Genomic DNA, 21,215 nt, shown 5'->3' on the forward strand with positions numbered 1-21,215 from the left:
GTGGCCGGACGCCGGTCCCCCTATGCCGGGGTCGGGACCCCGAGCGCTGCCTCGACGGCGTCCTCCAGGCTACTGGCCGGCCGGCCGAGTACCCGCTCCAGGTCTGGGGTCTGCACCTCGAAGCCGCCGGACCGGATGACCGGGCCCAGACCGAGCATGCCGATGATGCCGTCGTCCTCGGGCACCTCCCGGTAGGTCACGGCCCGGCCGCTGATCCGGGCGAGCGCGTCGGCCAGCTGCGGGTACGTCCAGAGACGGCCCGTGAAGTCGTAGGCCCGTCCGATGTGACCCTCGCTTGCCATCACGACCGCGGCCGCCTCGGCCAGGTCCGCGCGGGTAGCGGTGTTGAGGCCCCATGTCCCTGTGCTGCTTGTCAGTTCCCCGGCCTCGATCGCGGTCCGGAGGTCGGCGTTGATGAAGAAGTCCGAGTAGATGGGATGCCGGAGCAGCGTGTAGGGGACGCCGCTTTCCAGGACGGCTCGCTCGGTGGCGTGGTGTTCGCCGAGGATCCCGTCGTCCACCACGTCAGCCCCGAGCCCGCTCGTGTAGGCGATCCGCCCGACACCGACGTCCCGTGCGGCCGCGATGACGCCGCGGTGCTGCGCCGCCCGTCCCTCCGCCAGCGTCCCCGAGATGAACAGCAGCCCGTCTGCGCCGTCGAACGCAGCATGCAGGGTGTCGGGTCGGTCGTAGTCGCCGTGACGTACGGCCACGCCGCGCTCGGCGAGATCCGCGGCCCTTTCCGGATTGCGGACGGCGACGGCGACGTCCGTGGCGGGCACGCGCTCCAGCAGGTGCCGGACGACCAGTCGGCCGAGTTGGCCCGTGGCTGCTGAGACGACGATCATGACTACTCCCCAGAGTGGCAGGAACGAGTGGGTCGCCCGGTCGACGCGATGGGCTGTCGTCATCGGAAGGGTCAGGCGACGTTCGGATGCGTCCACCCTGGATCCCGGCAACGCACGGGGCATCCGCCGAAATGCTCACATCGGGCGGCTACGACGGGACGCCGTTCGTCGCGTCTGCGAGCGTGGGCGTTCCGTCTGGAAGCGCGGTGGCGAAGGGCACTGTTCAACAGCGGGCCACCGGCCGCCTCTCCCGCGTACCGGCCGACGGGACGGCGACGGGCGGCGACGGGGCGGCCGGGCGCCTACCCCTGAGTGCGATGGGCGAGACCGCCACGACGGTCAGGCGCCCTCGCGCCGCCCGGGGCCCGCCCTGGGGGGAACGTGGCACGGGGAGTCCCCCGGGTTGCGGTAAGGGGCCAGACTGGGGAAGCGGAGTTCCCACAGAGCTTCGTTGAGGGTTTGGGCGAGGACGTTGTGAGCCGCGGCCGGCCAGGCGGCGCCGGCGCTCAGGTAATCGGCGAGCGCTGTCCCTGAACTCATCCCGCCCAACGCGAGGTGGCGCCACCACACTTCACGCAGGGTCAGGCCGCTCAGGCGCCAGGCGATCACAGTCAGCAGACAGGGCGGAGCCGGGGCGTCGTGCACTGAGGTCCTTCCCGCGGGGTACCGGGCTCGTCCGCGCAGCTCGCCGGCAGCCGCCATCCGCATTGTGCCCCTGGTCGGGCTCCGGCGAGTCGACCGGGGCCCGAGGCGACGTGCTTGGACGTCGGCCGCACCCACGGGCACCCGGTGGCACCCGACGTCGGCGCGGCGCCTTCGAGGTGGCATCGCGGTAGGGTCAGGCGGTCAGCTGGTTTCCTGCTCGCGGCGAGGTGGCGCCGTCGATGACCGGCTTCCGGTGGCTGCGGCACTGTAGCCCCGGCTCTCGTCCCTGCTCTCCACTCGCGGACAGCCGGCGACGCCACCTCCTGGGCTGTCGCGAGGTCAGATCCCGCAGCTCGTCTTAGAAGCAGGAACAGCCGTGTCCACGCCCGATTCCGGCGGCGCCGAGCCGCCGCGCGACCCCCGATCCGCCTTCGCCGAACTGAGCAAGATCATGCTGGGCGAGCAGCCGCTGTCCGCGACCCTGCAGCTTGTGGCCGAGCTGGCCAAGCAGACCATTCCCGGCGCGGCGGAGGTGTCGGTGACCCTCATGCAGGAGGGGCAGGTCGCCAGCGTCGCCTTCACCGGGGGGCTGGCCGCCCAGCTCGACGAGCGCCAGTACGAAGCCGGCTTCGGCCCCTGCATGGACGCCGCCCTGTCCGGCGCGACCATCGCCATCCCCGACACCGCCGACAGCGCCGCCTATCCCGACTTCGGCCGGGCCGCCGCCCGCCAGGGCATCACGCACACCATGTCCATCGGACTGCCGGTGGCGCGCCAGACGATCGGCGGGCTGAACATCTACGCGGTCGACAAGACCCCCTTCGACGAGAACGCGCAGGAGCTGGCCACCGCGTTCGCCTCCTACGCGGCGGTGGCCGTGGCCAACGCAGGCGTCTACGCCAGCACCGCGACGCTGGCGGCCAACCTGCAGCGCGCCCTGGAGTCCCGGGGGGTCATCGACCAGGCAAAGGGCATCCTCATGGGCCGCCACGGCATCACCGCCGAGGCCGCCTTCGACATGCTGTCCAAGCAGTCCCAGCTGACCAACCGCAAGCTGCGGGACATCGCCGCCGACCTCGTCAACGAGATCAGCGAGCCGAACTGACCGTCGGGCCTGGTAGCGGATTCACCCGGCCATCCGCCGTGGGGATACGGAACGGCGTCTACCGTGGACGAGGCGTGCGGGGCCAGGACGGGTGCCTCAGCGACGGCCATCCCGATCCGCGTTGCGAGGAGCGGCACCCCCCCGCCGGCCAGGCGCTGGATCGGCCTCGCCGGGCGGTCCCGAGGCCGGGGCCGGCAGGGGAACGCGGTGGCGTCACCAGCCACCTCAGAGGGGTTGCCCGTCGGGCATCTCCCCGGTCTCCACCAGCCGCCGGGCCACCTCCCGCAGCTTCACGTTGCTCTCCATCGACAGCCGGCTGAGCACGCCCAACGCCTGGGGTGGCGTGATCTTCAGCCGCTCGATCAGGATCCCATGGGCCATCCCGATGATGTTGCGCGTGACCATCCCCGAGCGCAGATGCTTCTCGGTCTGGCGCTGCGGGGCGCGACAGCGGCCTGCGCGGCGAACGCCAGCCCCTCGACGGGACAGGCGCGCGCCGCCGGGGTGGACCTGCAGCTGTCCGGGCACACCCACGGCGGTCAGCTGTGGCCCTTCCACTACGCCATCCGGCTCGACCAGCCCGACGTCGAAGGCTTGTCCCGGCACGGCGACACCCGGCTCTACGTCACCGCCGGCGCCGGCTACTGGGGCCCGCCGATGCGGATCGGCGCCCGCCCGGAAGTCACCGTCATCGAGCTCAGCCGTGTGCCTGACGGCGTTTCGGGCCGCGCGGGAGCCATTGTGCCGGGCGTCACTCCCTGTCTAGCCTCGGAACGGTCACCGCTGACCGTTCCGATCGGAGACCCGCCCGTGTCCCTGGACTTCGCCGCCGGCGCCATCGACCTCGACAGCGTCGACCTCTCCGACCGCGAGTTCTGGGGGCGTCCGCCGGCCGAGCGGCACGCGGTGTTCGACGCGCTGCGCCGCGAGCGCCCGTTCGCCTTCTTCGCCGAGCCCGAGGTCCCGCTCTTCCCGGCCGGCCCCGGCTACTACGCGGTGACCCGCTACGCCGACCTGGACGCGATCAGCTCCCAGCCGGCGCTGTTCTGCTCGGGTCGCGGCGCCGTGTCGATCGCCGACATGCCTCCGGAGATCAACGAGTTCTACGGGTCGATGATCAGCATGGACGACCCCCGGCACGCCAAGATCCGCCGGATCGTCTCCAAGGCGTTCACCCCGCGGATGCTGGAGAACCTGGTCGGCTCCGTGCAGCAGGTCGCCGAGCGGGTCGCCTCCGAGGCCCGCCGGAAAGCCGAGGACGGCGACGGCACGATCGACGTCGTCACCGACTACGCCGCGGTCATCCCGCTGGAGATCATCTGCGACATGATGGGCATCCCGCACGAGGACCGCGCCATGGTCCTGCGGGCGACGAACGTCATCCTCTCCGGCGGGGACCCCGACCTGTACCCGGACATGAACGACTTCGTCACGGAGAACCTGCAGGCCGGGGCCAACCTCTCCGACCTGATGAACCGGCTGGCCGCCGAGCGGCTCGAGCACCCCACCGCCGACCTCACCTCGGCGCTGGTCACCACCGAGGTCGAGGGCGACCAGCTCACCCACCAGGAGATCGCCTCGTTCTTCATCCTCCTGTGCGTGGCCGGCAACGAGACCACCCGGACGGCGATCAGCCAGGGCGTGCTGGCCCTCTCCGAGCACCCCGACCAGCGCGCCCGCTGGATGGCCGACCCGTCGCTGACCCCGACCGCGGTCGAGGAGATCGTGCGCTGGGCCAGCCCGGTCGGCTGGATGCGCCGCACCGCGACCCGGGACGGCGAGCTCCACGGCCACCGCTTCCGGGAGGGCGACAAGTTCCTGCTCTTCTACGGCGCGGCCAACCGCGACCCCGAGGTGTTCCGGGACCCGCACGTGTTCGACCTGGGCCGCCACCCCAACCCCCACGTCGGCTTCGGCGGGCACGGTCCGCACTTCTGCCTGGGCGCCCACCTGGCCCGCCGCGAGATCGGGGTGGCCTTCCGGACGCTGTTCGACAAGCTGCCCGACCTGGAGGTCTCCGGCGAGCCGGACCGGCTGAAGTCCTCGTTCATCAACGGCCTCAAGCGGCTGCCCGCCACGCTGACGGGGGCGCGATGAGGGTCGAGGTCGACCGGGACCTGTGCGCCAGCACCGGCGGGTGCGAGGCGCTGGCACCCGACGTCTTCGAGATCGGGGACGACGGCGTGCTCGTCGTCCTGCGGCCCGAGCCCGGCCCGGCCGACGTGCCGGACGTGCGGAACGCGGTCGCCGGCTGCCCGACCCGAGCCCTCCGCCTGGTCGACTGACGGAATCGCGGCCGCCCGGCGCCGGTTGGAGGAGCCATGGAACCCACCGTGAGCGACGCCCCGGAGGCCGACCGGTACGAGATCCGGGAGGGCGAGCGGCTGCTCGGGATCGCCGCCTACCGCCGGCGCGGCGACGTGCTGGTGTTCACCCACACCGAGGTGAACCCGGACGAGGGCCGGTCGGGGCTGGGCAGCACCCTGGTGCGCGCCGCGCTGGACGACGTCCGGGCGAAGGGCGAGAAGGTGATCGCGCAGTGCCCGTTCGTCCGGGGCTGGATCGAGCGGCACCCGGACTACGCCGACCTGGTCCTGCACGAGCACTGATGGAGGGTGGGAGCGCAGGTTTCCTGCGCTCCCACCCTCCGTTCAGAGGACCTTGTTGCCGTACATCTCGCCGAGCGGGTCGGCGATCAGCTCGATGCGGGCGCCGTCGGGGTCGCGGAAGTAGACCGAGACGCCGCTGTGCACGACGTGTTCCACTCCGGCGTCGCTGAGCCGCTGCACCAGCTCCTCCCACCGCTCGGGGTCGACGCTGATCGCCATGTGGTGCAGCCCGCCGAGCACCTCGGCGTACGGGCCGACGTCGAGGCCGGGGAAGTCGAAGAAGGCCAGCAGGTTGCCGTTGCCGATGTCGAAGAAGAAGTGCGACGAGCCCGGGTAGTCGCGGTTCTCGATCAGCTCGGTCAGCGGGAAGCCGAGGACGTCCTGGTAGAAGCGCACGGTCCGCTCGACGTCGCTGCTGATCAGCGCGGTGTGGTGCAGGCCGCGGGCGGTCGACGTGGGCCGGTCGCCCGCGGGCCTGAGGTGGTCCTGCCGGATGCGCGCCCGCTCGGCCTCGAGGGCGTCGAGGTCGCGGCCGTCGGCGGTCGTCGTCATGGCCGCATTCTGCTCCGCACCCGGCCGCGGGGTCGTGCCCAGATGCGCGATCTCGTGGCCATGAGCGGCCGGAAGCCACGAGGTCACGCATCTCGACCGCGAGGACCCCGGGCTCGAGCCGCTCCGCCGACTACCCGAGGGCCTGCTCCAGGTCGGCGAGCAGGTCGTCGACGTCCTCGATGCCGACCGACAGCCGGACGAGGTCGCCCGGTACCTCCAGCGGCGAACCGGCCGCCGACGCGTGGGTCATCCGCCCGGGGTGCTCGATCAGCGACTCCACCCCGCCCAGGGACTCGGCCAGCGTGAACAGCCGCGCGCGCTCGCACACCCGCAGCGCGGCCTCCTCCCCGCCGGCCAGCCGGAAGGAGAGCATCCCGCCGAATCCTGACATCTGCTTGAGGGCGATGTCGTGGCCCGGGTGGTCGGGCAGCCCCGGGTAGAGGACGGCGGTCACCGCGTCGTGCCGCAGCAGGAAGTCCGCGGCCGCCGCGGCGTTGGCCGAGTGGCGGTCCATGCGCACGCCGAGGGTCTTGATGCCGCGCAGCACCAGCCACGCGTCGAACGGGCCGTTGACCGCGCCCATCGCGTTCTGGTTGAAGGCGATCTCCTCACCGAGCCCCGCGTCGGCGACCACCAGCGCCCCGCCGACGACGTCGGAGTGCCCGCCCAGGTACTTGGTCGTGGAGTGCACGACGACGTCGGCGCCGAGGGTCAGCGGCTGCTGCAGGTACGGCGAGGCGAAGGTGTTGTCGACGACGAGCAGCGCGCCGGCGTCGTGCGCCACGGACGCGAGGCCGGCGATGTCGGCGACGTTCAGCAGGGGATTGGTCGGCGTCTCGCACCACAGCACCCGTGTCTCCGGCCGGACGGCGGCGCGCACGGCGTCCAGGTCACCGAGGTCGACCGGCGTGTGCACCACGCCCCACCGCGCCAGCACCGTGGACAGCAGCCGGAAGGTGCCGCCGTAGGCGTCACCGGCCAGGACGACGTGCGAGCCCGGCAGGCAGACCGTCCGCAGCAGGGTGTCCTCGGCGGCGAGCCCGGAGGCGAAGGTGAGCCCGGTCGAGCCCTGCTCCAGGGAGGCCAGCGCCTCCTGCAGCGCGGTGCGGGTGGGGTTGCCGCTGCGGCTGTACTCGTAGCCGCCGCGCAGCCCGCCGACGCCGTCCTGCTTGAACGTCGTCGACAGATGGACCGGCACGTTCACCGCGCCGGTGGCCGGGTCGGGCTCCTGTCCCGCGTGGATGGCGCGGGTGTTGAAACCGGTCATGAGCCGACGGTAGGCGCGACGCCGGCCAGGTGGCCGAGCACGTCCTGGCGGGTGACCACGCCGGCCGGCTTGCCGTCGACGTGCACGACCAGGGCGTCGGCCTGCCCGAGCGCGGCGACCGCGGCGCTGACCGGCTCACCCGAGCCGATGATCGGCAGCGGTCCGGACATGTGCCGCTCCACCCGGTCGTACAGGCTGGCCCGCCCGGCGAACAGGGCGTCGAGCAGCACCTTCTCGTCGACCGCGCCCACCACCTCGCCGGCGGTCACCGGCGGCTCGGCCCGTACGACGGGCAGCTGGCTGACCCCGTACTCGCGGAGGATGTCGATGGCCTCGCGGACGGTCTCGTTCGGGTGGGTGTGCACCAGGGTCGGGGTCGCGCCCGATTTGGCCGCCAGCAGCTCGCCCACGGTCTCGCCGCCGGCGGCGTCGAGGAAGCCGTAGTCGGCCATCCACTGGTCGTTGAAGATCTTGCCGAGGTAGCCGCGGCCACCGTCCGGGAGCAGCACCACGAGGACGTCGTCCTTGGTCAGCCGCTCGGCCGCCCGGAGCGCCGCGACCACGGCCATCCCGCAGGAGCCGCCGACCAGCAGGCCCTCCTCGCGGGCCAGCCGCCGGGTCATCGCGAACGAGTCGGCGTCGGAGACCGCGATGATCTCGTCGGGGACCGACTTGTCGTAGGTGGCCGGCCAGAAGTCCTCGCCGACCCCTTCGACCAGGTACGGCCGGCCGGTGCCGCCGGAGTAGACCGAGCCCTCGGGGTCCGCGCCGACGACGCGCACCCGGCCGCCGGAGACCTCCTTGAGGTACCGGCCGACCCCGCTGATCGTGCCGCCGGTGCCGGCACCGGTCACGAACACGGTGATCCGACCGTCGGTCTGCGCCCAGATCTCCGGACCGGTGGTCTCGTAGTGCGACTGCGGGTTGGCCGGGTTCGAGTACTGGTCGGGCTTCCAGCCGCCCGGGGTCTCGCGGGCCAGCCGGTCGGAGACCGAGTAGTAGGAGCGCGGGTCCTCGGGGTCGACGGCGGTGGGGCAGACGACGACCTCGGCGCCGTAGGCCCGGAGCACGTTGATCTTGTCCTGGCCGACCTTGTCGGGGCAGACGAAGATGCAGCGGTAGCCGCGCTGCTGGGCGACCAGGGCCAGGCCGATGCCGGTGTTGCCGCTGGTCGGCTCGACGATCGTGCCGCCGGGCTCCAGCAGGCCGGCCTCCTCCGCGGCGTCGACCATGCGGACGGCGATGCGGTCCTTCACCGACCCGCCCGGGTTGACGAACTCGACCTTGGCCAGCACGAGGGGCGCGTCGGGGCCGAGGTCGCGGGTCACGCTCCTCAGCCGGACCAGCGGGGTGCCGCCGATCAGGTCCAGGACGGACTCGGCGTACTGCACGGGGCGGCCTCCTCTGGGCGCGTGGTCGGTCGGGACCATCCCACCAGACCGGACCGATGAGTCGACGGCCCCGGCGCAGTTCTACGTGCAGGAGCGAGACGATTGGGGAGTCCGATGACGTCGGTCGAGGTCACCGAGGGGTACGCGCCGGTCAACGGTGTGCGGATGTACTGGCGCAGCACCGGGGAGGGCGGCACGCCGCTGGTCGTCGTCCACGGGGGCTTCGGCCTGTTCGACATGTTCGGCGGGCTGCTCGACCGGCTGGCCGAGAACCGCCGCGTGATCGGGGTGGAGCTGCAGGGGCACGGGCACACCGGCGACATCGACCGGCCGTTCCGCTACGAGTCCTTCGGCGACGACCTGGCCGCGCTGATCGGGCACCTGGAGCTGGGGCAGGCCGATCTGCTGGGCTACTCGCTGGGCGCCGGGTCGTGCCTGCGGGCGGCGATCCAGCACCCGGACCGCGTCCGCCGGCTGGCGATCGTCTCGACGGCGTTCCGCCGCGACGGCTGGTTCCCCGAGGTCCTCGAGGGGATGGCGCAGGTCGGGCGCGGCGGCTTCGAGATGATGCGGCAGTCACCGATGTACGCCGCCTACGCGGCGGTCGCGCCGGACGTCGACGCCTTCCCGGTGCTCATGGACCGCACCGGCGACCTGCTGCGGCAGCCCTACGACTGGACCGAGGACGTGCGCGACATGCGGACGCCGACCCTGCTCGTCTACGCCGACGCCGACAGCATCCCGCCGTCGCACGCCGCGGAGTTCTTCGCACTGCTGGGGGGCGGTCTGCGGGACGCGAACTGGGACGGGTCGCTGCGACCGGACTCGCGGCTGGCGATCCTGCCCGGCTACACGCACTACGACGTCTTCACGGCGCCGGAGCTGGCGACGGTGGTGGACCGCTTCCTGCGCTGACCCGGGCGGCGGTGACCAGCCAGCCCTTGACCAGGTGCAGCTCGGACGCCGACAGGCCGGCCTCGATCTCCCGCTCCAGCCGCCGCACACCGGGCGTCGCGGCGTCCAGCCGCCGGCGCCCCTCGTCGGTGAGGGCGGCCTGGAGGATCCGGCCGTGGGTGGGATGCGGCTGCCGCCGGACCAGCCCCTCCCGCTCCAGGGTGACCAGCACGCCGTTCATCGCCTGCGGGGTCGTGTTGCACGCGCGGGCGAGATCGGCGCCCGACAGCCGCGGCTGGCGGGCCAGCACGGACAGGACGGCGTACTGGGCGCCCCCGAGGCCGTGCTCGCGCAGCACGGTGTCCATCGCGCCGCGGAACGCGTGCCAGGCCTGGCGCAGCAGGTAGCCGCTGTGCCCCTCGACGCCGCGGTAGCTCTCACCGATCGCCGGGATCTCCACGCAGGCCAACGTATCAAGGCCTTGACACTTCGCGGTGCCGGCGAGAGGGTATCAGGGTCTTGACAACCCTCTCCGTGAGGAGGTCGGCATGAACACCACCCAGTACGCCCCCGGATCGCAGCTGACCCGCGAGCGCATGGACGAGCTGGTCGACGGCCACTACCGGGCCGAGGAGACGGGGGACCTGGCCGCGATCGTCGCGGGGTTCCAGCCCGACGCCGAGCACGACGTGGTGGGCCGCCCCGGCGCGGCCCTGCACGGGGGGCAGCAGATCGAGGCCTTCTACCGCGCCCTGCTGGCCGATCTGCGGATCGACCGCTTCGAGCCCGTCCGCCGTCGGTACGGCGACGACCACGTCGTCGATGAGTCGGTCCTGCACGCCACCGCGACGGGGCACCCGTTCGGCATGGACGGCCGTGGCCGTCCGGTCCGGGCGCGGTTCCTGCACATCTTCGACTTCCGGGACGGGCTGATCAGCCGGGAGAGCGCCTGGATCGACCTGGCCGCGATCCAGCAGCAGCTGGGCGCCTGACCGCACCCGCGGCTCCTCTCAGGAACCGTCCAGCTTCGGCCCCTAGCGTGACGACGTGCTTTCGGGGGCGCTGGGGCGTGCGCGCGCCTACCACCCGCCCGGCCGGGCGACCGCCTTCCGGTCGATCCGTCCGGGCGTCGTCCTGCTCGGCTCCGTGCTGCTGGTCTACGCCGTCCTGTGCGCCGGGGTGCTCGAGGGCTCGCCGCTGGTGGATCTCGACTCGGCCGTGCTGCGCTGGTCGCCGTCGGCCCACTGGCCGCTGCTCCGGCCGTTCCTCTCCGTCTGGGTCCTCCTCGGCCAGCGGGCCGTCTGCCTCGCGATGGCGACCGCCTGGCTGACCCTGCGTGCGGTGCGCAGCCGGGACCTGCGGCCGTTGATGACCCTGGGCCTGGCCACCCTGCTGCTCAACGTCTCGGTCGGGCTGGTGAAGACGGTCATCGGGCGGCTGGGGCCGCTGCAGCTGGGGGCGGCCGCGACGCACCCCGGGGCCAGCACGATCTTCGCCGACGGCACGATCTTCCCGTCAGGACACACCGCGAACGCCGTCGTCACCTGGGGGCTGCTGGCGTGGCTGGCCCGGCGGCACCGCCGGCTGTGGGGCGCGGCGGCGGGTGTCCTCGCCGGCTCGGTCGGGCTGACGACCGTCTACCTGGGCACCCACTGGGTCTCCGACGTGCTGGCCGGCTGGGCCGCCGGGGGACTGGTGCTGCTCGCCGTCCCGGCCCTGGCCGCGGTCGCCGACCGCCTGGCGCGGGTGCGGGCGGGCCCGCGGCCTGGCGCGAGCCCGGCAACCCCGGCGAAGATGCGGCCATGACCTCGCCCGAGACCGATCCCAGCTGCGGCGTGGCCCACGGTGCGGCCGCCGAGGGCCCCGCCGACCGGGTGCTGGTGGCGGTGTTCGCCTCCCCGGTCTCGGCCTACCTGATCCGCTACGGCGCCGACCTCGGGTTCCGCACCGTGCTGGTGGAGCCGGACGCCGGCCGCCGCGCCGACGCCGTCGCCGACGTCGTCGTCGCCGGGTTCGACGAGCTGGACGACGACCTGGCCGGGACGACCGCGGACGTCGTCGTCACCGACCACCACCGCGACGAGCTCGGCGTCCTGCTCCGGGATGCGCTGGCCCGGCCGGTGCGCTGGGTGGGCGTCATGGGCAACCCGCGGCACGAGGGTCCGCACGTCGCCGCGCTGGCCGCCCTCGGGGTCCCGCCCGAGGAGGTGGCGCGGGTGCACCGGCCGATCGGCCTGGACATCGGCTCGCGGACGCCGCCGGAGATCGCCGTCTCGACGCTGGCCGGGCTGCTCGCCGACCGCACCGGCCGAACCGGCGGCTTCGCGCACGCCCGCTGAGGTGCCCCGCGACCTGCTGCTCGGCGCGGACGTCGGCACCAGCGGGCTGAAGCTGGTCGCGCTCGGCGCGGACGGCGCGGTGGTCGCCGAGGCGGAGGCCGCCTACGAGCCGGAGCGCCCGCGGCCCGGCTGGGCGCAGAACGAGGTCGGCACCTGGCGGGCCGCCCTCGAGGAGGCGCTGGCCCGCCTCGCGCCGGCGCCGGCCGGCGGGCGGGTGCGGGGGCTGGGGTTCTCCGGCCAGATGCACGGCGCCGTCCTGGTCGACGACGCCGGCGCGGCGCTGGGCCCCGCCTTGCTGTGGGCCGACGGCCGGGCGGGCGCGCAGCTGGCCCGGTGGCGCGCCCTGCCGCCGGCCGAGCGGGCCGCCCTGGCCAATCCGCTCGTGGCCGGCATGACCGGGCCGCTGCTGGCCTGGCTGGCGGCGCACGAGCCCGCGACCGTCGGCCGGGCCGCCGCCGTCCTGCTGCCCAAGGACGCGCTGCGGACCTCGCTCGTCCCCTCGCCGGTCACCGACCGCAGCGACGCCTCCGCCACGCTCCTCTGGGACGTCGTCGCCGACGGCTGGTCGGCCGCGGCCGTGGCCGCCGCCGGCGTGTCCCCGGAGCTGCTGCCGCTGGTGCGGCCGTCGACCGAGGTCGTGGGGACGGCGCGGCTGCCGGCCGGCGAGGTGCCGGTCGTCGTCGGCGGCGCCGACACCCCGCTGGCGCTGCTCGCGTCGGGGGTCCGCTCCGGCCTGCTGGTCAACGTCGGCACCGGCATCCAGCTGCTGCGGCCGGCCGCGGTACCCGAGCCCGCGGACGACCCGCCGGTGCACCGCTACGCCGACGTCGAGGGCGGCTGGTACGCGATGGCCGCGCTGCAGAACGGCGGCTCGGCGTGGGCGTGGGTGCGCGGCGTGCTCGGGTTCTCGTGGCCGGAGTTCTTCGCCGCGGCCGAGGCCGTGCCGACCGGGGCGGGAGGCGTACGGTTCGCGCCGTTCCTCACCGGCGAGCGCGGCGGTGTGGCCGGGCCGGACGACCGCGGCGGCTGGACCGGCCTGAGCCCGGCCACGACGCGGGCCGACCTCGCCCGCGCCGCGGTGGAGGGCGTGGTGCGCGCGGTCGGCGCCGCGGCCGCGCTGCTCGGCCCGCCCGACGGCCCCGTCGTCCTCACCGGGGGCGGGGCCCGGACGCCACTGGTGCGGCAGCTGCTGGCCGACGAACTCGGCCGGCCGGTCACCTACCTCCCGCTGCGCAGCGCCTCGGCGATCGGCGCCGCGGTGCTGGCCGCCCGCGGCGCGGGCCTCGACGTCGAACCGCGCCGCGAGCCCGGAGCCGGCGCGGAGCCCGGGAACCGGAACTGATCCGGCGCATGGAACGGCGCCGGCGCGGGCACCGTTGACCTCGATGACGGGCCGCACCCGGCCCTCCGGGACCGAAGGAGAGCGCGAATGAAGTCCTCGATGTTCGACCGGATCAGCCAGTTCGCGAAGAGCCCCAAGGGTCAGCAGATGATCCGCGACGTGGCCGGCCGGGCCCAGCAGTTCGCGAAGGACCCGAAGAACCGGGCGAAGATCGAGGACATGCGCCGCCGGTTCGGCGGCGGCCGCGGGCCCACCCGGCCGCACTGACGGCCTCTGGACGGGGTCCTTCCTCAGGGGAGCCGCAGCTTGCCCAGCGCCGCGTCGTGCAGCAGCCCGTTCGTGGCCAGCGCGCTGCCGCCGGCCGGACCGGGCCTGCCGATGACGTCGGTGAACCGGCCGCCGGCCTCGCGGACGATCACGTCGAGGGCCGCCAGGTCCCACAGCGAGACCTCGGGCTCGCAGGCGATGTCGACCGCGCCCTCGGCGAGCAGGACGTAGCTCCAGAAGTCGCCGTAGGCCCGCGTGCGCCAGGCCGCGCGGGCCAGGTCGAGGAAGCCGCCGAGCAGGCCGCGCTCCTCCCAGCCGGACAGGCTGGAGTAGCTCAGGCTGGCGTCGTCGAGCGTGCGCACGCCCGACACCCGGCAGCGGGTGGCCGACTCCAGGCGCCGGCCGGTCCACGCGCCGACGTCCTTGGCCGCCCACCAGCGCCGGTTCAGCGCCGGGGCGGACACGCACCCGACCACGGGCTCGTCGCCGTCCAGCAGCGCGATGAGCGTCGCCCACACCGGCACGCCGCGGACGAAGTTCTTCGTGCCGTCGATGGGGTCGAGCACCCAGCGGCGGGAGCCGTGCCCGGTCGTGCCGAACTCCTCGCCCTGGACGGCGTCGCGGGTGCGGGCCCGGCTCAGCGTGATCCGCAGCTGCTCCTCGACCGCCCGGTCGGCGTCCGTGACCGGCGTCAGGTCCGGCTTGGTCTCGACCTTCAGATCCAGGGCGCGGAACCGCTCCATGCTGATCGAGTCGGCCTGGTCGGCCAGCACGTGGGCCAGCCGCATGTCCTCGTTGAACCCACGGGCCGACGTCATGGACACCGAACCTACTGGGACGACGCCGGATCCGAGCGCATACGGTCGGAGGGTGGACCCCGCGACCGTCGTCGGGCTGCTCGCCGACCCCACCCGCCTCAAGGTCGTCGCCGCCCTCGCGCTGGGCGCGAGCACCCTGCAGGACGTCGCGGAGGCGGCCCACCTCCCGCTCAAGGACGTCGCCTTCGCCGCGCGGCGGCTCGCGCGCGGCGGCCTGGTCCGCCGCGACGGGGCGGCGCTGGAGCTGCGCACGGAGCAGTTCGGGGTGATCGCCCGCGCGGCGGCCCAGGCGGCACCACCCCCGGAGCGGCTCTCCGACGACGCGGCCGAGGACGCCGTCCTCCGAGCGTTCGTGCGCCGCGGGCGGCTGGTGTCGATCCCGGCGCAGCAGTCGAAGCGCCGCGTCGTCCTGGAGCACATCGTGCGCGTCTTCGAGCCCGGCGTCCGCTATCCGGAGCGCGAGGTCAACGCCCTGCTGGCGGTCTGGCACGCCGACCACGCCGCGCTGCGCCGCTACCTGATCGACGAGGGGCTGCTCTCCCGGGAGGCCGGCGTCTACTGGCGCACCGGCGGATACGTCGACGTGTGACCGCCGGGTCGATGGACGTGTCCATTCCGACTGGCGCCGAGGGGGACTAGACCAGTACGAGTGGAAGTAGTGCGCAACGTCAGGCGCCGCCGCGTCGAATCCCGCGGCGTGCGGCAGGGCCCATCAAGCCGCCCTCCCCCGCGGCGAGCGCTAGTGCCGCACTACGGGTAGCGGTATCGCTGCCGTTGCCCACTGTTGACGAGCCTGTCGCGGAGGCAGCAAGAGAAGTGCTATCCCTGTCCGCCGTGCGCGCCTAGAGTGTCTCGACCTCGTTTCGCGCGTGGGGGAACGGCGATGGCGTGGAAGTGGTGGACGTGGTCGAAGGAGCGTGTCCGGGCCTGGAGCAAGCGCTTTCGAGACCTGTTTCGCCGAACAGAGAGCGATCTCACGGCTGCTGCTGCCCATTCGAGGGGAACGCGGCTTGCCATTGTGGGACCTCCTGCCTCAGGGAAAACGTTCATATGGACCTTCCTTAAGAGCGGCGGGACCAAGTTCGTCACCGAGCACACCCCTACCCTGGCCGGAGTCCGTGTGGTGGGTGGCCCCACGACGATTCGCACCGATGAGTCGTCTGATGTCTCGGACGACCTAGACCTGATGCTGGCCGACAGCATGGACGTGTCAGGAGACCTGGATACTTATCCAGATTTCTGGGACCAGGTGTTGAGTGACGCATTCCTCGTGGTCTTTTTGTTCGACGTGAGCCTTTTCGCTGGCATTCGTGAACCCGATCAGGCCGAAGAGTATAGAGCCCGCGTCGTCATGGCTAGCAAGTTCGCAGGTAAGCGAATCAGGCAAGAGGATGCCATCGTGGTCCTCGCGATCGGATGGTGCGACAAGCTGGACGACTGGAGTCCGATGAACAGCGGACCACTGTCCGACTGTTTGGCGCCGCACATGGATACCCTCAAGCAGATAAGGGCCAACTTGGCAGTTAACACTACAGCTCCGACTCGCCAGGTCGAAGGGTCTCTGGCAAGCGAGGAATGGGCGCACACGTTCATCTATCGGATCTTCAAAGAGGGAACTCGGGGAAAGGTGTGACAAATGCCCCCTCCTCGCGATTCTCACGAGCGCCCCTGTGATGACTTGAGCCTAGTCTTCCAGCGCCTGGACAATCGTGGGACGGTCATCGACGTCGATCCATGGCTACGCGGTCTCTTTCCTGATGAAAGTGACGACGTGTTGCTCAGACGGGTCAAGATGGAATCCGCCTACGTGAAGTTGTATGGACGGCGCTTGGAACTCTCAAGGTCTCTGGCCGCCTGGGTCTTCGGGGAAGCCGCACCCAAGGCGATGGTCATGATCGACGGAGACGCCTTTATTACGGAGTTTGTCATCAACTCCCGAGATGTCTCGGGCCGGCGGTCCAGCATGCTCTTCTTTGGCTACATGCCAAGAGATGCAAGCCCCCAGACTTTCCAGCACGCCCGCAGCAGGTTGATGACGCTCGTCCGCAGAAACGGATTGGATGCGCGATCGTACGAGTCAGCGTGGACGCCGCTAGAGGCCTCGTTGCACCGGGTGAGCCGTGAACGGCTCGGATCGCCACGCCGGCCGATCTTTGTGCCAGAACTCGAGCCTTCCTCCGGGAGGTTCGAGCCGCCGGACGCGGTCACCATCGAAGAGCGAAAGGCCACCACAGCAGACGACCTGGGCGGAGTGACTCAGGATCCCGCGACCCAAGTCGGCTCCGAGGCGACAGCGGTCAGTCGAGAATCGGGTCGGGACGATCCTTCCCGGCGCGACGAGGACGCACCGGCGGGGCAGGACGATTTGGCGGGTGGCGCGGCACCTGAGCATCGCAGCGACGGCGGAGGCAGATCCGAGCCACCCGCCGCTTCGCGGTGCGTCGACAGTGACGTCGATGTCGGGGGAGAAGTTGACGTCGACGAGCAAGGCCAACGCCCCGACCAGGCCAGATCGGATGAGACAGCCTTGCCACGTTCTCCCAAGTCTCCGCCTTGGTCGCACCGCGAAGGGGTGTAGCTCGCCGTGTTGCCTTCCCGAATGCCGCCACACGCGCGGCGAGCGCTCCTGCTGGGAACGTCAGCGACACACGCAGAGTTGGAATTGACGCAGGAGGGTCGACGACTGCTCGCCAATCAGTCCATAGCCATTGTCGACATCAATGATGTGCGCCAGGCAGCTGACCCCATCGTTGCAGTCCTCGAGCGGAGGGGACTCGTCGAGGATGGTGCGTTCCTAGTTCAGTCGCCTACTAATCAAGACCGTTACGAGCGCCTTCAGCAGACCGTCAGGAGCGCCATCCTCGACCGAATCGAGGCAACGATCCGTGTGTGCCAGGAACTCGGGGCACGCCAGGTGACGATCACGCATGTTGAGCGGGAAGCAGTATCTCGCGGCAGTTCTGTGAGCGCGGAAATGCAAGCCGATGTGTTCGGCTCACCTGTCCCTGCAGTGGGAAGTCGTGTGACCAGCTCTTCGTCGGATGTGGCGATCGATGGGCTAGCAGTCAAGAGCTCATGGTCCTTCAGCGGCGCCGCCGCCGATGTCGAAGCCGCGGAACGCGCCCTGGAGGAGTCCGGATTCTATGATGAAGGACTTGAGCGGATGATCGGCCTGTTCAGGAGTGTAAATCGACCGCTCGAGCATTCCTTTGAAATCTCCTCTGAGAGTGATATGCGGCGCATCTCGGACTTGTTAGCGGAAGTGAGTGTGCCATTCGCTAAAGCGCGGACCGAGATCGAAAATTTCAAACACTCTAGTTCGGTGGTGCGGCTGCGCCTGATGGTTCGGTTCGTCGATGATCCAACTCGGTGACTGCCCCCTCACGGCTCGGTCGATCCGGTGGCCGGCCGCCTGGGTCGCCGTCAGGCGTCGGTTCATCTATGCGCGCTACCCGCCTACCTGGTCGGTAGCCGGGACCAAGCTGTCCCACCGCCTCTATCAACTGGCGGAAGCTGGCCAGCCGCTCTGCCCGCGCCCGGCGGCCCATCGACCGCCCGACGCCGACCACGCCGCGCTGCGCCGCGACCTGATCGACGAGGGGCTGCTCTCCCGGGAGGCCGGCGTCTACTGGCGCACCGGCGGATACGTCGACGTGTGAGCCCGGACCTCAGCTCGCGGGTTCGGTCGCCTCGCTGTCCGAGCGCGGGGTCGGGACCCGCTTGCCCTCGACCGGCTCGGCGTCGGCGGCAGGCGGGGTGGCCGCGTGCTCGGCGGCCAGGGCGGGCTCGGGCTCGGGCGCCGGCTCGGCCCCGCGGGACCGGCGCAGCAACCCGTAGCCGAGGCAGACGGCGCCGAGGAGCACGTAGCCGAGGGCGACCTGCGGGTTGGCCGCCCAGTCGACCTGCGCGGCGTGGATCAGCCCGACGAAGCTGAGCAGGGCGCCCGCCCCGGCCGCGATCGCCGCCGCCCAGAAGCGCCTGTCGATCATGAACGTCACGATCGCCCCGAGCACCAGGCCGACCAGGATCGCGCCCTGCCCGAGGGTGGTCAGCCCCTCGTAGACGACGCCGGCGTTGCCGAGGGCGTCGTTGCCGACCTCCGCGGCGGAGGTGCCGGCGGCCACCAGGGAGTTGTCGATCAGCCCGGCGCCCCAGGCCGCCATGTTGGGCAGGATCGCGATGACCACCGCCGCGGCGTGGATCCGCGGCACGGCCTGGAACGCCTGCGCGCCGATCAGCAGGCCGATGTAGAGCAGGATCGGCACGATCGCCGGGATCGGCAGCAGTGCCGAGAGCAGTCCGAACAGGCCGAGGAAGCACAGGATCGCGACGAACACGCCGCTGGCCATCGAGTAGCCGGCGCGGCCTCCGGCGTCCTTCCACCCGGGGTGGCCGATGTAGACCGCCGGCGGGAACGGGGAGCCGAACGCGGAGCCCACGATCGCGCCGGTCCCGTCGGCGAGCAGCACGCTGCGCAGGTTGTAGCTGTCGCCGGCGGCCGCGGCGCTCTCCACGTTGCTCATCGCCTCGGTGAAGTTGTAGACGCCGAGCGGGATGGCGGTCGCGAGCAGCGGTGCGAGGTTGCCGAGCCCGTCGAGGAGCATGTCGATCCGCAGGTCCGGGACGGCGAAGGCGATGTCCTCGGCCGCCGCCGAGACGTCCGGCACGGACATGTAGCCGCCGATCCAGCCGATCGCGGTGCCGACCAGAAGCGCGGCCAGGCCGACCGGGAAGTTGCCCGGCAGCCGGACGTCGGTGAAGAACCCGATCAGGATGATCGCCAGCACCGGCAGGCCGATCCAGGCGGCCTCCCAGATCTGCGCGGCCGGGCGCATGGAGATGAACGTGACCGAGATGCCGGCGAGGGTGCCGAGCAGCGCCGCCCGTGGGGTGTAGCGCCGGATGATCGGGCCGATGAAAGCGCCGATGAGCACGATCACGCCGATGATGAACGCCCACGCCAGGCCGGCCTCCCAGGCTTGCCGGTAGTCGCCGGTCGCCAGGTAGATCGGCAGCATGATCACGAACACGACGATGAACATGTGCGGCACGCTGGGCCCGTACGGCAGCGCCGTGACGTCGCTGCGCCCCTCCCGCCGGGACAGCCGCCGGGCCAGGTACGTGTAGTAGACGTTGCCCAGCACGAGGGCGACGCCGAGGGCCGGCAGGACGGTGCCCAGGACGGCCCCGGCGGGGACGTTGACCACCGCGATCATCAGCGCGGTCAGGGTCAGGACGTTCACCAGGATGTTGAACCCGAGGCCGAAGAAGGCGTTGGTGTCGCCCCGGGTCCACAGGGAGACGACAGCGCGCGCGGGCGGTGCGGACGTGCTCATTCCGGGTCTCCTGATCTCACGGTGGACGCGGCCGGGGTGAGGACGGCGAGCAGGTCGGCCGAGTCGGCGACCCAGCCGAAGATCCCGCCCTGCGCGCTGACCATCTGCAGGCCGACGCGCTGGAACTCGGGGAAGTAGGAGCCGACGCAGTCGGCCAGGACCAGGCACTCGTAGCCGCGGTCGTTGGCCTCCCGGACGGTCGTGTGCACGCACACCTCGGTGGTCACGCCGGTGACGACCAGCGACGTGATGCCGTGGGACCGCAGCAGCTCGTCCAGGTCGGTCGCGTAGAACGCGCCCTTGCCGGGCTTGTCGATCACCGCTTCACCCGGCAGCGGGGCGAGCTCGTCGACGATGTCGTGTCCGTACTCGCCGCGGATGAGGATCCGGCCGTACGGGCCGGGGTCGCCGATCCGCTGGCTCGGGTTGCCGCGCCGCAGCTTCGCCGGCGGGCAGTCGGACAGGTCGGGCAGGTGCCCCTCCCGCGTGTGGACGACGAGCATCCCGGCGTCCCGGGCGGCCTGCAGCACGCGGGCCAGGGGCGGGACGACGCGCTGCAACTGGGACACGTCGTTGCCGAGGCTCTCGCCGAACCCGCCCGGCAGCAGGAAGTCGCGCTGCATGTCGATGACCAGGAGGGCGACCCGGCCGTCCGGGAGCGGGAACGGGGCGGGTACGGCGGCGACGGAAGAGGCCATGGCGCGCTCCGGAGTCGGCGGGCTGCTCGGGCCGGCGGTGAGGGCCGCTGGGGGACAGAGGTGATCGTCGAGGATCCGTCGTTACGGTCTCGCTCCCCGGCGCATTACGGAAGGATTTCCGACCTCCGGGCCGCTCAGTAGCCGGGACCGAGCTGCCCCACGGCGTCGATCAGCCGGCGGAAGCTGGCCAGCCGCTCCGCCCGCGCGGGCGGCCCCGCGGCGGCCCACGCGTCGAGCGCGCAGTCGGGGTCCTCGGCGGTGTGCCCGCACCCCGGCGGGCAGTCGACCGAGGCCTCCTCGAGGTCGTCGAACGCGGCCAGCACGTCCTCGGCAGTGACGTGCGCCAGCCCGAACGACCGGATGCCCGGGGTGTCGATCACCGTCCCGCCGGCGGGCAGGTCCAGCAGCACCGCCGAGGACGACGTGTGCCGGCCCTTGCCGACCTTGGTCACCTCGCCGGTGGCCCGGAAGGCGTCCGGCACCAGCCGGTTGACCAGCGTCGACTTGCCGACCCCGGACTGCCCGACCAGGACGCTCATCCGCAGCTCCAGCCGCTCGACCAGCGGGTCCAGCGGCTGGTCGCGGGAGACGGCGACCGCGTCGAGGTCGAGGCCGGCGTAGCGGTCGAGCAGCGGCTGCGGGCTGCCCAGGTCGGTCTTGGTGAAGCACAGCAGCGGCTCCAGGCCGCCGGCGTACGCGGCCACCAGGCAGCGGTCCAGGAAGCCGAGCGCGGGCTCCGGGTCGGTCACCGCGGTCACGATCACCAGCTGGTCGGCGTTGGCGACGACGACCCGCTCGGTGGGGTCGGCGTCGTCGGCGGTGCGCCGCAGCACCGTCGTCCGGTCCTCGATGACGACGATCCGGGCGAGGGTGTCCGGCCGGCCGCTGGTGTCGCCGACGACGCGCACCCGGTCGCCGACGACGACGCCGTGCCGGCCCAGCTCGCGGGCCCGCATCGCGGTGACGTCGACCTGGCCGTCCGGGGTGTCGACGCGCACGGTCATCCGGCCGCGGTCGACGGCGATCACCAGCCCCGGGACGGCGTCCTCGTGGGCGGGGCGGGTGCGCGTGCGCGGGCGCGAGCCGCGGCGGTTGGGCCGGACC

25 protein-coding genes are annotated in these 21,215 nt (G+C 72.1%); 15 read left to right on the forward strand and 10 right to left on the reverse strand.

Annotated elements, in window-relative coordinates; all coding sequences use genetic code 11:
* Nucleotides 1-20: 20 nt before the first annotated feature.
* Nucleotides 21-848: an SDR family oxidoreductase gene (locus ACWIYF_RS05580; RefSeq protein ID WP_448627122.1), complete on the reverse strand. Its 828-nt coding sequence runs from the start codon at nucleotides 846-848 to the stop codon at nucleotides 21-23.
* Nucleotides 849-1,869: 1,021 nt separating this feature from the next.
* Here ACWIYF_RS05580 and ACWIYF_RS05585 point away from each other — a divergent pair.
* Entirely contained in the window at nucleotides 1,870-2,598 is a 729-nt protein-coding gene (locus ACWIYF_RS05585) for an ANTAR domain-containing protein (protein ID WP_448627123.1), read from the forward strand.
* 225 nt (nucleotides 2,599-2,823) lie between these two features.
* Here the strand turns inward: ACWIYF_RS05585 and ACWIYF_RS05590 are convergent, their stop codons facing one another.
* On the reverse strand, nucleotides 2,824-2,979 hold the full coding sequence (locus ACWIYF_RS05590) for an ANTAR domain-containing protein (protein WP_448627124.1): 156 nt from the start codon (nucleotides 2,977-2,979) through the stop codon (nucleotides 2,824-2,826).
* 36 nt (nucleotides 2,980-3,015) lie between these two features.
* Here ACWIYF_RS05590 and ACWIYF_RS05595 point away from each other — a divergent pair, with 36 nt between their 5' ends.
* Genes ACWIYF_RS05595 through ACWIYF_RS05605 form a run of 3 tightly spaced genes read left to right on the forward strand, consistent with a single transcriptional unit; the run spans nucleotide 3,016 to nucleotide 5,207 of the window.
* The gene (locus tag ACWIYF_RS05595; RefSeq protein ID WP_448627125.1) at nucleotides 3,016-4,695 is read left to right on the forward strand and encodes a cytochrome P450; all 1,680 of its coding nucleotides are present in this window, start codon (nucleotides 3,016-3,018) and stop codon (nucleotides 4,693-4,695) included.
* Nucleotides 4,692-4,883: a ferredoxin gene (locus ACWIYF_RS05600; protein ID WP_448627126.1), complete on the forward strand. Its 192-nt coding sequence runs from the start codon at nucleotides 4,692-4,694 to the stop codon at nucleotides 4,881-4,883. The genes ACWIYF_RS05595 and ACWIYF_RS05600 overlap by 4 nt, the downstream gene beginning before the upstream one ends.
* Before the next feature lie 36 nt (nucleotides 4,884-4,919).
* Nucleotides 4,920-5,207: a GNAT family N-acetyltransferase gene (locus ACWIYF_RS05605; RefSeq protein WP_448627127.1), complete on the forward strand. Its 288-nt coding sequence runs from the start codon at nucleotides 4,920-4,922 to the stop codon at nucleotides 5,205-5,207.
* A 42-nt stretch (nucleotides 5,208-5,249) separates the two neighbouring features.
* Here ACWIYF_RS05605 and ACWIYF_RS05610 read toward each other — a convergent pair whose 3' ends face one another.
* From ACWIYF_RS05610 to ACWIYF_RS05620, 3 genes are all read right to left on the reverse strand, one after another.
* Nucleotides 5,250-5,759, reverse strand: a complete 510-nt coding sequence (locus ACWIYF_RS05610; protein WP_448627128.1) for a VOC family protein — start codon at nucleotides 5,757-5,759, stop codon at nucleotides 5,250-5,252.
* Between the two features lie 130 nt (nucleotides 5,760-5,889).
* Nucleotides 5,890-7,026 (reverse strand): cystathionine gamma-synthase, encoded by a 1,137-nt coding sequence (locus ACWIYF_RS05615; protein WP_448627129.1) that lies wholly within the window; start codon nucleotides 7,024-7,026, stop codon nucleotides 5,890-5,892.
* Nucleotides 7,023-8,417, reverse strand: a complete 1,395-nt coding sequence (locus ACWIYF_RS05620; RefSeq protein ID WP_448627130.1) for a cystathionine beta-synthase — start codon at nucleotides 8,415-8,417, stop codon at nucleotides 7,023-7,025. Before ACWIYF_RS05620 ends, ACWIYF_RS05615 begins: the two co-directional genes overlap by 4 nt.
* 114 nt (nucleotides 8,418-8,531) lie before the next feature.
* Between ACWIYF_RS05620 and ACWIYF_RS05625 the strand changes: the two genes are divergently transcribed.
* On the forward strand, nucleotides 8,532-9,332 hold the full coding sequence (locus tag ACWIYF_RS05625) for an alpha/beta fold hydrolase (protein ID WP_448627131.1): 801 nt from the start codon (nucleotides 8,532-8,534) through the stop codon (nucleotides 9,330-9,332).
* Here the strand turns inward: ACWIYF_RS05625 and ACWIYF_RS05630 are convergent.
* Nucleotides 9,286-9,771 (reverse strand): MarR family winged helix-turn-helix transcriptional regulator, encoded by a 486-nt coding sequence (locus tag ACWIYF_RS05630; RefSeq protein ID WP_448627132.1) that lies wholly within the window; start codon nucleotides 9,769-9,771, stop codon nucleotides 9,286-9,288. The two genes, ACWIYF_RS05625 and ACWIYF_RS05630, sit on opposite strands and share 47 nt — an antisense overlap.
* An 88-nt stretch (nucleotides 9,772-9,859) precedes the next feature.
* Here ACWIYF_RS05630 and ACWIYF_RS05635 point away from each other — a divergent pair, with 88 nt between their 5' ends.
* The 5 genes from ACWIYF_RS05635 (at nucleotide 9,860) to ACWIYF_RS05655 (ending at nucleotide 13,259) form a co-directional block, all read left to right on the forward strand.
* Complete coding sequence (locus tag ACWIYF_RS05635) at nucleotides 9,860-10,303, forward strand: nuclear transport factor 2 family protein (RefSeq protein ID WP_448627133.1); 444 nt, start codon at nucleotides 9,860-9,862, stop codon at nucleotides 10,301-10,303.
* A 55-nt stretch (nucleotides 10,304-10,358) separates the two neighbouring features.
* Nucleotides 10,359-11,117 (forward strand): phosphatase PAP2 family protein, encoded by a 759-nt coding sequence (locus ACWIYF_RS05640; RefSeq protein WP_448627134.1) that lies wholly within the window; start codon nucleotides 10,359-10,361, stop codon nucleotides 11,115-11,117.
* Complete coding sequence (locus tag ACWIYF_RS05645; protein WP_448627135.1) at nucleotides 11,114-11,650, forward strand: XdhC family protein; 537 nt, start codon at nucleotides 11,114-11,116, stop codon at nucleotides 11,648-11,650. Before ACWIYF_RS05640 ends, ACWIYF_RS05645 begins: the two co-directional genes overlap by 4 nt.
* A gap of 1 nt (nucleotide 11,651) precedes the next feature.
* Nucleotides 11,652-12,992 carry an FGGY family carbohydrate kinase gene (locus tag ACWIYF_RS05650; protein WP_448627136.1) on the forward strand — a complete coding sequence of 447 codons (1,341 nt, stop codon included), beginning with the start codon at nucleotides 11,652-11,654 and terminating at the stop codon, nucleotides 12,990-12,992.
* 87 nt (nucleotides 12,993-13,079) lie between these two features.
* Nucleotides 13,080-13,259 carry a hypothetical protein gene (locus tag ACWIYF_RS05655; protein WP_448627137.1) on the forward strand — a complete coding sequence of 60 codons (180 nt, stop codon included), beginning with the start codon at nucleotides 13,080-13,082 and terminating at the stop codon, nucleotides 13,257-13,259.
* Nucleotides 13,260-13,282: 23 nt separating this feature from the next.
* On the opposite strand, the gene ACWIYF_RS05660 is transcribed toward ACWIYF_RS05655, so the two are convergent.
* Nucleotides 13,283-14,077, reverse strand: a complete 795-nt coding sequence (locus tag ACWIYF_RS05660; protein ID WP_448627138.1) for an inositol monophosphatase family protein — start codon at nucleotides 14,075-14,077, stop codon at nucleotides 13,283-13,285.
* A gap of 52 nt (nucleotides 14,078-14,129) precedes the next feature.
* On the opposite strand from ACWIYF_RS05660, the gene ACWIYF_RS05665 reads away from it, so the two are divergent.
* The 5 genes from ACWIYF_RS05665 to ACWIYF_RS05685 all read left to right on the forward strand — a co-directional run bounded on the left by ACWIYF_RS05665 (nucleotide 14,130) and on the right by ACWIYF_RS05685 (nucleotide 17,736).
* Nucleotides 14,130-14,666: a DUF2087 domain-containing protein gene (locus tag ACWIYF_RS05665; RefSeq protein ID WP_448627139.1), complete on the forward strand. Its 537-nt coding sequence runs from the start codon at nucleotides 14,130-14,132 to the stop codon at nucleotides 14,664-14,666.
* A gap of 294 nt (nucleotides 14,667-14,960) precedes the next feature.
* Nucleotides 14,961-15,710 carry a hypothetical protein gene (locus tag ACWIYF_RS05670; protein WP_448627140.1) on the forward strand — a complete coding sequence of 250 codons (750 nt, stop codon included), beginning with the start codon at nucleotides 14,961-14,963 and terminating at the stop codon, nucleotides 15,708-15,710.
* 45 nt (nucleotides 15,711-15,755) lie between these two features.
* Nucleotides 15,756-16,655 (forward strand): hypothetical protein, encoded by a 900-nt coding sequence (locus tag ACWIYF_RS05675; protein WP_448627141.1) that lies wholly within the window; start codon nucleotides 15,756-15,758, stop codon nucleotides 16,653-16,655.
* 78 nt (nucleotides 16,656-16,733) lie between these two features.
* A complete protein-coding gene (locus ACWIYF_RS05680; protein WP_448627142.1) occupies nucleotides 16,734-17,450 on the forward strand; it encodes a hypothetical protein in 717 nt (238 codons plus the stop codon).
* Nucleotides 17,434-17,736 (forward strand): DUF2087 domain-containing protein, encoded by a 303-nt coding sequence (locus tag ACWIYF_RS05685; RefSeq protein ID WP_448627143.1) that lies wholly within the window; start codon nucleotides 17,434-17,436, stop codon nucleotides 17,734-17,736. Before ACWIYF_RS05680 ends, ACWIYF_RS05685 begins: the two co-directional genes overlap by 17 nt.
* A gap of 9 nt (nucleotides 17,737-17,745) precedes the next feature.
* Here ACWIYF_RS05685 and ACWIYF_RS05690 read toward each other — a convergent pair whose 3' ends face one another.
* The 3 genes from ACWIYF_RS05690 to rsgA all read right to left on the reverse strand — a co-directional run bounded on the left by ACWIYF_RS05690 (nucleotide 17,746) and on the right by rsgA (nucleotide 21,139).
* Nucleotides 17,746-19,413, reverse strand: a complete 1,668-nt coding sequence (locus ACWIYF_RS05690; protein ID WP_448627144.1) for a hypothetical protein — start codon at nucleotides 19,411-19,413, stop codon at nucleotides 17,746-17,748.
* Entirely contained in the window at nucleotides 19,410-20,111 is a 702-nt protein-coding gene (locus tag ACWIYF_RS05695) for a cysteine hydrolase family protein (RefSeq protein ID WP_448627145.1), read from the reverse strand. Before ACWIYF_RS05695 ends, ACWIYF_RS05690 begins: the two co-directional genes overlap by 4 nt.
* A 134-nt stretch (nucleotides 20,112-20,245) precedes the next feature.
* Nucleotides 20,246-21,139: a ribosome small subunit-dependent GTPase A gene (rsgA, locus tag ACWIYF_RS05700; RefSeq protein ID WP_448627146.1), complete on the reverse strand. Its 894-nt coding sequence runs from the start codon at nucleotides 21,137-21,139 to the stop codon at nucleotides 20,246-20,248.
* Nucleotides 21,140-21,215: the final 76 nt, after the last annotated feature.

The sequence above is a fragment of the Geodermatophilus sp. URMC 64 genome (assembly GCF_053502555.1).

Coding starts and splice junctions, on each gene's coding strand:
- ACWIYF_RS05590 (WP_448627124.1), bottom strand. CDS start 2,979: ATGGCCCATGGGATCCTGATCGAGCGGCTGAAGATCACGCCACCCCAG.
- ACWIYF_RS05615 (WP_448627129.1), bottom strand. CDS start 7,026: ATGACCGGTTTCAACACCCGCGCCATCCACGCGGGACAGGAGCCCGAC.
- ACWIYF_RS05595 (WP_448627125.1), top strand. CDS start 3,016: ATGCTTCTCGGTCTGGCGCTGCGGGGCGCGACAGCGGCCTGCGCGGCG.
- ACWIYF_RS05690 (WP_448627144.1), bottom strand. CDS start 19,413: ATGAGCACGTCCGCACCGCCCGCGCGCGCTGTCGTCTCCCTGTGGACC.
- ACWIYF_RS05580 (WP_448627122.1), bottom strand. CDS start 848: ATGATCGTCGTCTCAGCAGCCACGGGCCAACTCGGCCGACTGGTCGTC.
- ACWIYF_RS05670 (WP_448627140.1), top strand. CDS start 14,961: ATGGCGTGGAAGTGGTGGACGTGGTCGAAGGAGCGTGTCCGGGCCTGG.
- ACWIYF_RS05625 (WP_448627131.1), top strand. CDS start 8,532: ATGACGTCGGTCGAGGTCACCGAGGGGTACGCGCCGGTCAACGGTGTG.
- ACWIYF_RS05635 (WP_448627133.1), top strand. CDS start 9,860: ATGAACACCACCCAGTACGCCCCCGGATCGCAGCTGACCCGCGAGCGC.
- ACWIYF_RS05610 (WP_448627128.1), bottom strand. CDS start 5,759: ATGACGACGACCGCCGACGGCCGCGACCTCGACGCCCTCGAGGCCGAG.
- ACWIYF_RS05685 (WP_448627143.1), top strand. CDS start 17,434: ATGATCCAACTCGGTGACTGCCCCCTCACGGCTCGGTCGATCCGGTGG.
- ACWIYF_RS05660 (WP_448627138.1), bottom strand. CDS start 14,077: ATGACGTCGGCCCGTGGGTTCAACGAGGACATGCGGCTGGCCCACGTG.
- ACWIYF_RS05605 (WP_448627127.1), top strand. CDS start 4,920: ATGGAACCCACCGTGAGCGACGCCCCGGAGGCCGACCGGTACGAGATC.
- ACWIYF_RS05655 (WP_448627137.1), top strand. CDS start 13,080: ATGAAGTCCTCGATGTTCGACCGGATCAGCCAGTTCGCGAAGAGCCCC.
- ACWIYF_RS05645 (WP_448627135.1), top strand. CDS start 11,114: ATGACCTCGCCCGAGACCGATCCCAGCTGCGGCGTGGCCCACGGTGCG.
- ACWIYF_RS05600 (WP_448627126.1), top strand. CDS start 4,692: ATGAGGGTCGAGGTCGACCGGGACCTGTGCGCCAGCACCGGCGGGTGC.
- ACWIYF_RS05695 (WP_448627145.1), bottom strand. CDS start 20,111: ATGGCCTCTTCCGTCGCCGCCGTACCCGCCCCGTTCCCGCTCCCGGAC.